Source organism: Flavobacterium sp. HJ-32-4, from assembly GCF_022532105.1.
Classification (GTDB): Bacteria; Bacteroidota; Bacteroidia; order Flavobacteriales; family Flavobacteriaceae; genus Flavobacterium.
The window spans coordinates 1,794,602-1,807,620 of sequence record NZ_CP092832.1 but is presented as its reverse complement, the minus strand read 5'-3'; the positions used below and the strand labels follow the sequence as shown (position 1 = coordinate 1,807,620).

6 protein-coding genes are annotated in these 13,019 nt (G+C 53.1%); 5 read left to right on the top strand and 1 reads right to left on the bottom strand.

What is annotated here, in order from left to right; genetic code table 11:
- Positions 1-3: 3 nt before the first annotated feature.
- The 5 genes from MKO97_RS07420 to MKO97_RS07400 are packed head-to-tail and all read left to right on the top strand — an operon-like array spanning position 4 to position 11,068.
- Positions 4-840: an ABC transporter permease gene (locus tag MKO97_RS07420; RefSeq protein WP_241102577.1), complete on the top strand. Its 837-nt coding sequence runs from the start codon at positions 4-6 to the stop codon at positions 838-840.
- A gap of 15 nt (positions 841-855) precedes the next feature.
- Positions 856-3,114, top strand: a complete 2,259-nt coding sequence (locus MKO97_RS07415; protein ID WP_241102576.1) for a T9SS type B sorting domain-containing protein — start codon at positions 856-858, stop codon at positions 3,112-3,114.
- 24 nt (positions 3,115-3,138) lie between these two features.
- Positions 3,139-8,190 carry a T9SS type B sorting domain-containing protein gene (locus MKO97_RS07410; protein WP_241102575.1) on the top strand — a complete coding sequence of 1,684 codons (5,052 nt, stop codon included), beginning with the start codon at positions 3,139-3,141 and terminating at the stop codon, positions 8,188-8,190.
- Positions 8,187-10,622 (top strand): T9SS type B sorting domain-containing protein, encoded by a 2,436-nt coding sequence (locus MKO97_RS07405; RefSeq protein WP_241102574.1) that lies wholly within the window; start codon positions 8,187-8,189, stop codon positions 10,620-10,622. Before MKO97_RS07410 ends, MKO97_RS07405 begins: the two co-directional genes overlap by 4 nt.
- A gap of 2 nt (positions 10,623-10,624) precedes the next feature.
- Positions 10,625-11,068 (top strand): GNAT family N-acetyltransferase, encoded by a 444-nt coding sequence (locus MKO97_RS07400; RefSeq protein WP_241102573.1) that lies wholly within the window; start codon positions 10,625-10,627, stop codon positions 11,066-11,068.
- 107 nt (positions 11,069-11,175) lie between these two features.
- On the opposite strand, the gene typA is transcribed toward MKO97_RS07400, so the two are convergent.
- The gene (gene typA, locus MKO97_RS07395; protein ID WP_241102572.1) at positions 11,176-12,975 is read right to left on the bottom strand and encodes a translational GTPase TypA; all 1,800 of its coding nucleotides are present in this window, start codon (positions 12,973-12,975) and stop codon (positions 11,176-11,178) included.
- Positions 12,976-13,019: the final 44 nt, after the last annotated feature.

Sequence of the window (13,019 nt, the reverse complement as noted above, 5' to 3'; positions counted from 1 at the left end):
GACATGATACGACTCCTTTCCATAGAACTGCAGAAAATCTACCTGAACCGCGCGAGCCGCATCCTCACCCTCACCTATTTCGTGCTGCTGATGCTGATCTCGCTGATCGCCGTTATCAAGTTCGATATCGGCCCGATCAAGTTCCACCTGGCCGAGATGGGTATCTTCAACTTCCCATATATCTGGCATTTGAATACCTATATTGCCGCCATCTTCAAACTCTTCCTGGCGATTATCATCGTGTCGATGATGGCGAATGAGTATTCGTATGGCACACTGAAGCAAAACCTCATCGACGGACTCAGCAAAAAAGAACTGTTGCTCTCGAAGTTCCTCACCGTAGTGCTGTTCTCCGCCGTATCGACCCTGTTTGTCTTTATACTGTGCCTGGTTTTGGGGTATACGTATTCATCGTACACCGAAATCAGCATCGTCTTTACGGATATCGATTACCTGTTGGCCTATTTCGTTAAACTCGTCGCCTTCTTCTCATTCTGTCTTTTCCTCGGCATCCTCATCAAACGTTCGGCTTTCGCCTTGGGTTTCCTGTTGTTATGGAATATCATAGAAGGTATCTGTGGCATCCTGTTACATCAGGTATTCTTTCGAAATAGTCCGACTGCCGATACCATCTATGGTTTTTTCCCGCTCGAGGCGATGTCAAACCTCATCCACGAGCCGATCCGACGCCTTTCTGCCGTCAAGACGGTAGAAACGCAAATTGGCGTAAAGAACGTGCAGGATTTCTCAGTCGACTACAGCAGTATGTTAATTGTGATTGTTTGGACGGCGATTTTCATATTCCTCTCGTTCCGCATCCTCAAAAAACGCGATTTGTAGTATCTTTGCCGTGCTATGGAATTGCGCGGTATCCTTCTGTTTTTCGGCGTTTTTTGTGCCTTTTTCCAAACGGCTGCGCAGTATGTGACGACCGATGCGACCCTGTCACCGGCGCAACTCGTTACGGATGTCCTGATTGACAATCCGTGTGCGAATGCCAATAATGTGTCGTCGTCGGGCAGTATCGCACGGTTTTCCTACGCCGGCACCGATTTTCCGTTTTCGGATGGCATCGTGTTAAGTACGGGAAATGCGGCCTCGGTGACCGGACCCAACAGCACCCTTTTGAGTGAAGGCGGCACGAACTGGCCCGGTGATCCCGACCTGGAAGCCGCTTTGGGTGTGGGAAATTCTATCAATGCTACGATACTTGAATTCGATTTTACGCCTTTCGCATCCGAAATCAGTTTCGACTATGTATTTTCATCGGAACAGTACCTCTCCAATCCGTCGTCGAACCAATGTAATTATACAGATGGATTTGTCTTCCTGCTGAAGGAAATCGGTTCCGCTTCCCCCTACCAAAACCTCGCTGTCGTGCCGGGCACCACCACACCGGTGCGGGTAAACTCCGTTCGCGGACCGGGTACCATCTGTCCGGAAGCCAACGCCGAGTGGTTCGATGCCTTCAATGGAAGCGACCACCCGACCAACTTCAACGGCCAGACGAAAGTATTAAAGGCCGTAGCGACTGTCACGCCCGGCGTCACCTATCACATGAAACTCGTAGTGGCCGACCAGGGTAACAACCTCTATGATTCGGCTATTTTTCTGGGAGCAGGAAGTTTTACCATCGGGAAAAATCTGGGGGATGACCGACTCATTGCCACCAATACACCTGTGTGCCCGGGCGATACCGTCACATTGGATGCCACGGAACCCGGTACGAATTCGTATCAATGGTATCGAAACGACGTCGCCCTGACGGGACAAACCTTTCCGACGTACACTGTCAACCAAACCGGTGATTACCGTGTGGATATCACCTACGGCAGTTCGGGTTGTATGGCTACCGGACGCATCCGTATCGAATACGCGCCCAACCTGATGCCTGTAACCGTCACCTTGTTGGAATGCGATATCGACAGTAACGGACTGGCCACCTTCGACCTGACGAAAGTAGTCGCGCAATTGCAGGCCGCGGATCCGGCCATCACCGCGGTGCAGTATTTTGAGTTGCCTACCGACACTACGCCTATCACACAGCCTACTTCGTATCTCTCAAACCGACGCGACGTTTATGCCCGGTCGGAGAACCGTTTTGGCTGTACGGTCTTTTCGTTGGTACAATTGCGGTTTGCCACGACACCGCTCCCGCCCCTTCCCGCACAGACCGCCTGTGATGAGGACGCCGATGGGAAAACCGATTTCGACCTCACCGCGATCGCCCAAACGATTACGAGCGGACTCCCCGCCGGATTGACGGTGTCGTTCTACGAAACCTCGGCCCAGGCAGAGGCATTGGGGACACCCTTGTCGTCTCCGTACACAAATACAACCCCTTTCTCCCAAACCCTGTTCGCCCGAGTGGTAAACGGGCCGGATTGCTATGGAACGGTTGCCGTACCCCTTACCGTATGGGTATTCCAGCCCGCCGGTTTTGAGGATGAAAATGTGGCCGTGTGTGCCGGTAGTCCTGAAACCTTGCGCGTACCAACCGGCTTTTCGAGCTATGTGTGGAATACGACGCCACCCTCAAACGCGCCCTCTATCTCGGTGACTTCAGGCGGCACGTATACGGTGACCGTGACCGACCCGAATGGTTGTGCGCGGACCAAGACGTTTTACGTAACGGCGTCGGACGCCGCGACCATTGATGCCATTACCGTGGACGATTTTACCGGTGGTCGCAATACCGTTACCATCACCGCCTCGGGGCCGGGCGATTACGAATATTCCCTTGACGGTGGGGCTTTTGTCGCTTCGCCTGTTTTTACCGATATACCCGGTGGCGCGTTTACCGCGTATGTGCGGGATCGGAAAGGATGTGGACTTTCGACGCAACCTTTTTATGTTTTGGATTATCCCTCTTTCTTTACCCCTAATGGAGATGGCTTCAATGATTACTGGACAATACCCTATTTTTCCTTCCTTTCCGGCGCACGGATCGCGATATTTGACCGCTACGGAAAGCTCCTTACGGTCGTTTCAGCCGCACTCCCTACATGGGACGGAACCTACGACGGCAGACCGCTTCCCGCGGACGATTACTGGTTCAGTATCGAGCTCGCCAATGGCCGCAATATCAGGGGCCACTTCGCCCTCAAACGATAAATTTCCCTACTTTTGGATTCTTGCATGAAAAGGATCCTGTTCATCGGTCTGCTCTTTCTTTCCTGGCTGGCATCTGCACAGTTCAGTAAGACGCATTATATCCCGCCGATATCCCTGTCAGCCGACCAGCCGCCACAAGGACAGTACCTGTATGTTTCCTGCCCCAGCCTGACGCCGGTCAATTTTCGTATACTGGAAATTGGAGGGAACATCATAGAAGGCACCGTCACACGCGACAATCCGTATATCCACTCCATCGGTTCCGGCTTCAACACCCAGTTGATCGTCGATCCGGCCGATGTATCGTCCGTACAGGCCAATAAGGGCTTTATCGTAGAGGCGGAAGACATGGTGTATGTCACTGTACGCCTTACCGCCACGGTCGATAATTTCCAGGCGGGCGGTATAGTGTCAAAAGGCATTGCGGCGCTCGGCACCCAGTTCCGGATTGGCGCTTTTACCAACACCGACGTCGACCCGGGCCAGTATACGACCTTCCACTTCACCTTCGCCGCGATATTGGCTACGGAAAACAATACGACCGTGCATTTTGAGGATATCAAAACCGGGGCCGTATTGCTCAACAACCAGGTGGCCGGCAATACGCCGTCCGATGTTATACTCAACCGGGGTGAGAGCTATGTCATCGCCGTGCAGGGGCCCAACGACGCCAACCGCGACGCCCTGATCGGGATGCTGGTGTCATCGGATAAACCCATCGCCGTCAACTGTGGTTCGGCCTCCGGTTCCAACGCCAACCAGAACCTCGACATGGGAATCGACCAGATCGTATCGGCAGAACGAACCGGTAAGGAATACATCTTTATTCGTGGCAACGGCCCCGACGCGACCGAACGGCCTATGATCGTGGCGCATTACGACAATACAGAAGTGTATCTGTATGGTGACACAACACCTGTCACAATACTCAACGCCGGCGAATACTACGCGCCGTATGGAAGCGTTTACACAGCGGATGGCAACCTCTATGTGCGTACGTCGCAGGACGCCTTTGCCTATCAGAGTATCGGTGGTACGCCGGCCCTTCCCAACCAAAACATGTCGTTCGTACCGCCGTTGCGTTGCGAAACGCCGAAAATCATCAATAACATTCCGTATATCGGACAGGTAGGGAATATTACCGACTTTGTGGGCAATGTCGCCATTGTAACCGAGACGGGGGCCACCCTTGATTTCATCATCAACGGAACGGACTATACACTCGCATCGCTACCTGCGGGCATCACCGTTACCGGTCCTATGCCTGTGACAGGCAACCCGGGTTTTGAAACGTACACCTTCCAGGGATTGGATGGCAACATCTCCGTTCTATCCTCCAAGCAGGTCTATGTGTCGTATTTCGGCTCAAGCGGTGCCGCCACCTATGGTGGATTTTACTCCGGTTTCACCTTTCGCCCCGAAATCACCTTTTCCGAGTTCGATGCGACAGGCGAAGGCTGTATCCCGAATGCGGTGCTGGCCATCAACGAACTCAACGCTTTCGACCAGTACCAGTGGTACTTCAACGACAACCCGATTCCCGGGGCCACCAGTAATACCTACCAGCCGCAGGAAGTACCGGCAGGCCTGGGTGCAGGTTATTACTACGTAAAAGCCGCCATCAGCGGATGCGGGACCGATTTGATTTCCGACAAAATACCGGTGAGTTCCTGCACGGCTGACTTCGACAGCGACCTTTCCAATGACAACGCCGATATCGACCTTGATAACGATGGGATGACGAATTGTACGGAATCCTACGGCGATGTGCCCTTTGACCTAACCGTACCAGGTGTGCCCAAACCCCTGACCATTGGCAGCTATTTAAACAGTTATACGTATACGGTTTCAACGACACCGCCACTGGCCGCCATTCCGTTTACGGGAAACGCGGACGGCAGTTTCGTATCGGAAGCCGCCACCGGACCTGGCAACAGCGTGGGCGTCTCGCTTACGTTCGCCACTCCCCTGTCGATGGCACTGACCTATGTGGATGTAGCCCCGGATGCGGATTTACTTACTCCCTACGGCGATTTCGTAGCGACGGTTCCCCCCGGATCGACCCTCACCGTACTGAATCCAAACGACGATTTGCTGATCGATACGAACTACGACGGTATTTACGAGAATGGTATCACGCAATACTCGTCTTTTGAAGTCCGTTTCCGCCTGAACAGCAGTACACCTCTCGCCGCCGGAACCGGCACGTTCCGCATTGCCGGACACAATATCGGAGCCTTCCGTTTGACCCATCGCAACCTGAACGAAACCGACAATGACCGGGCAACCTTCCGTCTCATCACCACCTGCGTTCCGATGGATTCGGATGGGGACGGCATACCCGACCAACTCGACAGCGACAGCGACAACGATGGCATCAGTGACCTGCAGGAAGGAATCGGCGCCGGTTTCTCGTTGCCGGTGTCTTTCATCGACGCCAATGCCGACGGGCTGGCAGATAGCTTTCCTTTGAGCGGAAACGGCACACTCGACACAGACACGGACCTAGTTCCCGACCGACTCGACCTTGACACAGACAATGACGGCGTCTACGACCTGGTGGAAGCGGGTTACGCTTCCGCGGATGCCAATCTGGATGGAAAAGCGGATGGCAGCGTAGGCACCAACGGCCTGGCCGATGTGCTCGAAACGACCCCCGATTCAGGTGTTTGGCTGCAAGCTACGCTTGATACCGATGCCGATGGAACGGCCAACTATCTGGAACTCGACAGCGACGCCGATGCCTGCAACGATGTCATTGAAGCCGGCTTTGCTGACCCTGACACTAACGGTATCTTCGGATCCGGTGTTCCGACTGTGACCGCAACGGGTGCGGTTGCCGGTGCGGCGTATACGGCTCCCAATAGCGACTATACCACCGCTGCCCCGATTGCCATTACGGTGCAACCCCTTCCGGTTACGCAATGCGAAAACCAATCGGTGTCATTCAGTGTCGCTTCCAATGGCGAAACCTTCCGTTGGCAGGTAAGCACCAACGGCAGTACCTTCACCGACCTTTCCGAAAGCGCGTTGTATGTGGGCACACTCACCCAAAACCTTTCTATTACCGACGTAGTTCCCTCGATGAACGGCTGGCTGTACCGTCTTCGGATCGACCGGGCTGGCAATGCCTGTGGATTGGTGTCGGATGCGGTCGTCCTTACCGTACATCCCAAACCCGTCATACCGGCCACGGCCACGTTGGTACAGTGTGACGACGATTTAGACGGCTTTTCTGATTTTAACCTTCGTCAAAAAGAAACGGTATTGTCGGCCAATGCTGCCAACGAAACCTTCACTTATTATTTTTCGGAAAACGGCGCGCTTACGTCAGACGCCACCAACGAAATCCCCGATCCGACCGTCTTCAATAATGCTACGGCGAGCACCGTTTGGGTTCGGGCTGAAAATGCGAACGGTTGCTACGATACCACACGACTGGATCTCGTGGTGTCGATTACGCAAATCCCGCCGGGTACTTCCTGGTCGTTTGCCCGATGCGATGACTTCCTGAGTGCGACAGAAGACAACCATGATGGGGTATCGGCGTTTGATCTTACGCCCGTAACCAACGACATCAATGCCCTGCTTGGTAATCCGGCTAATTACACGATTGCGTATTTCCGTAATGAGGCAGATGCGTTATCAGAATCGAATGCGATTACAAACATCGCAAACTATCGCAACATCGGCTATCCCAACCAACAGCAAATCTGGGTACGTGTCGACAGCAATGCCGACAATGCCTGTTTTGGCCTGGGGCCCTATATTACACTGACAGTGGAAACCGTGCCGATTGCGCATCCCATTCCAACACAACGCTCGTGTGAGGACGATCCGAACGATGCCGTGGTGACACATGCCTTCGACACCTCGGCTATTCAAAACGACTTGTTGCAAGGGCAGACCAACCTGATCGTAGCCTATACGGATGCCTCCGGGCAGTATTTGGGAAGCACGCTGCCGAATCCTTTCGTAACGGCAACACAGGATATTACCGTGACACTCACCAATGCTTTCACGGCCGATCCGAATGGTCCGTGTTCAACGCAGGGAACGTTGTCTTTTATTGTGGATGCACAACCCGTTGCCAACCCGGTCTCGGTACCAGCGGCCTGCGACGACGACCGCAATAACGAAGAACCCTTTGACACGCTGGGCCTTCAGAATACAATACTGGGCAGCCAAACGGGGTTTGTGGTCACGTATACCACATCCGATGGTACCGCGTTACCGAGTCCGTTGCCCAACCCGTTCACGACAGCCGACGACACCATCACTGTTACCGTGACCAATCCGGCCAATCCGGATTGCAAAGCGACGACTACCGTAGCGTTTACCGTTCATCCGGTTCCGGAATTGGAGGCGGATTATACCGCACCTATTTGCACGGGTACTATCAATAATACCGTAGATATAGACGCCGGCCTCCTTACGGGCAGTCGCAATGCCTTTTCCTACCAGTGGACACGCGACGGAAACCCGATCGCGGCGAGTTATGGCATCACCGCGACCCAGCCGGGTGATTATGCCGTTACGGTCACCAATCGCGCCACCGGGTGCTCGTCGGTGCGTCGGATTACTTTGACACCTTCCGAAGCCGCGACCATCGATGCCATCGTTATTGAGGACCTCCGCGACAACAACACCCTTCTTGTTACCGCCAGCGGAACCGGTGATTACCGCTACCGCCTGGACGATGGCGTGTATGGCGATTCGCCTTTCTTCGAAAATGTGGAGCCGGGTATCCATGAAGTGTTTGTGACCGACGCCAACGGCTGCGGAACCGTTTCCGAAACGGTAGCGGTTGTGGGCGCGATGAAGTTCTTCACCCCTAATGGCGACACGTTTAATGACTATTGGCATTTGAAGGGTATCACGGGCGTTTTTCACCGCAACTCAACCGTCTACGTTTTTGACCGTTTCGGGAAATTGATAGCCTCCATCCCGAACGGAAACAAGCGCGGCTGGGACGGTACCTATAACGGGCAACCCATGCCCGCTGACGATTATTGGTTTTTATTACATCTGGACGACGGCCGTGAATGGCGTGGTCACTTCACCCTGAAACGATGAGAAAAGGGATTCTTGCACTCTTATTAGCCGTTTTTACCTCCTCCTACAGCCAAACCGATTGCGTCGACGCCATCGTTGTTTGTGGCAATACAGAATATTCCGGCCTGGCGGCCGTTGGTTTCGGTACCCAGGAATTGAACGGCCGGGTCACCTGCAGCAGCAATGAAAACAACAGTATCTGGCTCCGCCTTGACATTGCCGCGCCGGGTTCGCTTAGTTTTATCATAAAGCCAACCGACAGCGATATCAACATCGATTACGACTTCTTCATGTTCGGCCCCAATGTTTCATGTGGCAGTATCGGTCAATCGATCCGTTGTTCGACCACCAATCCGGTTTCGGCGGGCGCCACTACCAACTGGACAGGGCTTCGGGCGCCGGAAACCGACATTTCAGAAGGCCCCGGACCCGACGGCAATAGCTTCCTGAAACCGCTGGACGTGTTAGGGGGGCAATCGTACTTTCTGGTAATCGACCGTCCGGTAGGATTGAGTGATTTCAGCATTGAATGGACGGGCACGGCTTCCTTTAATGAGCCGCCTTCCATTTCCCTGACAACACCCGAAGCACTTGACCTCGTGCGCTGCGACAGCGACGGCGTTGATGACGACCAAACGGCGTTCGACCTTACCGTAAACAACAACCTGGTGACGGGTGGCAACCCCGGGCTTGTGGTTACCTACCATACCAACCAGAGCGATGCCATTACGGGTGACAGTTTTATTACCGACCCTGCGAATTTCCTCAATGAATCGAATCCGCAGACCTTATACGCCCGACTGGAGAATCCCATTACGGGCTGTTCGAACTTCACCTCGTTTACGATAACCATCCAGAACGTCATTACGCTTTCCTCCACCCCCTTCCTGCTTTGTGACGATACCGTTGATGGAGATGACGCAAACGGACAACGTCTGTTCAACCTGGCCGACGTCAGCGCGACACTCTTACCCTTACAGGACCTTTCTACGCTGGACGTTGAGTATTACCTGAGTTCAGGCGAACGTGATAGCCATGTGGGCGAATTATCGAGTCCTTTTTACAATACTTCCCCTTTCTTCCAGACGTTATACGTCAGGGTACGCAATGCGGATGGTTGTGAAGCTATCGGAGACGTATTGCTTCAGGTGGCGCCCGTTCCTGCCCGTGTAAACGGCATTTTGACGCAGTGCGAGGTGTCGGCTACGCCAGATGGAAAGACGCTATTTGACCTCACCCAGGCGGATTCACTTTACACAACCGGTAATCCGGGACTGTCGGTAGCGTATTACCCGTCGCCGACGGCTGCCGACAACAACACGGGTTCGCTGACGACTTTCGAAAATTCCACTAATCCGCAAACGATTATTGCCAAGGTCACCGATCCGGCATCCGGCTGTTACCGTTTGAATCCGTTGGTGTTGACCGTTTCGTCGAGTCCGACGGCAAACGTCGTAGCCTTTACCTGCGATGATCCCGAAACCGAAGACGGCCTATCGACGGTCGACCTGACCCAAAACGGGTTTACTGTTGCTCCCGGAGGTTCTATGCAGTATTACCTGACGGAACAGGATGCGCTGTTGGAACAAAATAAAATCGATGACCCAACGAACTTTCCGAATACGAGTCCGTATGAACAGACGGTGTACGTTCGTCTGGAAGAAGGAACCGGATGTGCCGCCATCAATACTATCACCGTCAGGGTCAACCCGCTTCCCCAAATCAAGACCGAGGGAGACGGAGACGAATTGGTGTGTGTCAACCGGCATGAATTCATTACACTCAATGCGGGTATTTTGGAAGGCGTTCCATCCGATTACAGCTACATCTGGTGGTACGAAGAAAATTCGCTGTTGCGCGACACCTATGCCATACAAGCCTATAATCCGGGCACATATCGCGTAGCGGTTATCAACCGGTTTGGATGCCGGAAGTACCGTACGATAGAAGTCGCCGCCTCCGATATAGCCACTATTGATACCATAACCGTGGCCGACATCGCGACTGACGACCATACCGTGACGGTAACCATTGCCGCTTCAAGTTTGGGCAGCTACGAATATGCACTTGACGACACGGGCAACTATCAGGACAGCAACATATTTGAAAATGTCAACGGCGGCGTACACACGATTTATATACGGGATAAGAACGGCTGTGGGATTGTCGAACAACTGGTCACGGTTTTAGACGCGCCCAAGTTCTTTACGCCCAACGCCGACGGCATCAATGATGTCTGGAGGATTGAAGCCTCTACGGGTGCACTTTCCTCTGCCACAATGATTGAGATCTTTACGCGTGATGGCAAACTGCTGATGACCGCTGATCCTCGCAATTCCAACGGATGGGACGGTACCTACGACGGGCGACCGATGCCTGCCGACGACTATTGGTATCGCGTGTATTTTAGCAACGGCCGCATGGCGAAAGGGCACTTTGCCTTAAAACGATAGTGATGGAAATCCGTTCCACAACCTGCGCCGACGCCGATTTTCTCTCCCTTGTGGTGCTGCTCGACGCCGACCTGGCGGAGAAAGACGGCGATGACCACGCTTTTTATGCGCAGTTCAATAAACCGATCGGACTCGACCCTCTCGTGGCCTACCACGACGGAAAGGCCGTGGCCTGCGGGGCGATAAAAGAAATCCAGCCTGGGGTCGCTGAGGTCAAACGGATGTTTACCCTGCCGGACTACCGCGGCCAGGGGGTTGCCACACGCCTACTCACCGCGCTGGAAGAGCGGGCCCGGGCAAATGGCTTTCGCGAATGCTGGCTAGAAACAGGCAAGAAACAAGTCGATGCCGTTGCGCTGTATCGAAAAAGCGGCTACACTGTGATTCCGAATTACGGCCCATACGAAGGTGTAGACGACAGTATTTGCTTCCGGAAAGAGTTGTAGACTCGTCCTATATAGCGCAAGTGGAAACACTGACGAGCTATCCGACTTCCCATAAAAAGAAAAAGCCACCCGGTCTGGATGGCTTTTGGATTTTATAAGCGGATGCCTTAGGCAATCTTAAAGCGTTTCCGGTCGTTTTCGTTCAAATAGATTTTACGCAAACGGAGTGATTTCGGCGTCACTTCCACATATTCATCTTTCTGGATGTACTCAAGCGCCTCTTCGAGTGAAAACTTGATAGCCGGAACGATACGGGTCTTGTCGTCAGCACCTGCCGAACGGAAGTTCGTCAACTGCTTGGTCTTGGTGATGTTGATGACCATGTCGTCACCGCGTGAATTCTCACCCACTACCTGTCCTTCGTAGATGTCTTCGTTTGGATCAACGAAGAACTTACCGCGATCCTGTAGTTTATTGATTGAGTATGGGATTGCTTTCCCGTTCTCCATCGAAATAAGCGAACCATTTATACGGCCCGATATTTCGCCTTTATACGGTTGGTATTCCAGGAAACGGTGTGCCATGATCGCCTCACCGGCCGTAGCCGTCAGCAATTGGTTACGAAGGCCGATGATACCCCTTGACGGGATGTGGAACTTGATGATCATACGGTCGCCTTTCGGTTCCATGCTGAGCATCTCGCCTTTGCGGAGGGTAACGAACTCTACCGCACGTCCGGAAAGGTTTTCCGGAAGGTCAATGGTCAGTTCTTCAACCGGTTCGCACTTGACACCGTCAATTTCCTTGATGATGACCTGCGGTTGTCCGATCTGCAATTCATAACCTTCGCGACGCATGGTTTCGATGAGGACGGAAAGGTGGAGTACACCACGTCCGAACACCATAAACTTATCGGCACTATCGGTTTCGTTTACGCGAAGCGCCAGGTTCTTTTCAAGTTCGCGCGCCAAACGGTCTTTGATGTGGCGTGAGGTTACGAACTTTCCTTCCTTCCCGAAGAAAGGCGAATCGTTGATGGTGAAAAGCATGCTCATCGTCGGTTCGTCGATGGCAATCGTTTCGAGCGCTTCCGGATTCTCGAAATCGGCAACGGTGTCTCCGATCTCAAAGCCTTCGAGTCCGACCAGGGCACAGATATCGCCGGCAATTACTTCCGCGACTTTCTTACGGCCGAGTCCGTCGAAGGTATGTAGTTCCTTGATTTTGGATTTGATGATTTTCCCATCGCGCTTTACGAGCGATACGTTTTGTCCTTCTTTCAGTTCACCCCGCTGCAAACGCCCAATGGCGATACGACCGGTGAACGACGAGAAGTCAAGTGAAGTGATGAGCATCTGTGGTGTTCCCGTTGATACTTTTGGGGCCGGGATGTGCGCCAGTACCATATCAAGCAGCGGTTCAATATTGTCGGTTTTGTCTCTCCAGTCTTCCGACATCCAGTTTTGCTTGGCTGAACCATATACGGTTGGGAAGTCGAGTTGCCACTCTTCAGCGCCAAGTTCGAACATCAGGTCGAATACTTTCTCATGCACTTCCTCAGGCGTACAGTTCTCTTTATCTACTTTGTTGATAACGACACACGGCTTCAATCCGAGGTCAATCGCCTTCTGCAACACGAAACGCGTTTGCGGCATCGGCCCTTCGAAGGCGTCCACCAATAGCAATACGCCATCGGCCATGTTCAACACACGTTCCACTTCTCCACCGAAATCGGCGTGACCTGGGGTATCGATGATATTGATTTTGGTGCCTTTGTACATCACCGACACGTTCTTGGAGGTAATGGTAATACCCCGCTCACGCTCGAGGTCATTGTTGTCGAGGATTAGGTCGCCGGTGTTCTCGTTATCGCGGAACAGTTGGCAGTAGAACATGATTTTGTCGACGAGGGTTGTTTTTCCGTGGTCGACGTGGGCAATGATGGCAATGTTGCGGATGGCTTCCATGCGTATTTTTTAGAAGGTGCAAAGGTAGCGTTTATTTTTCCGAA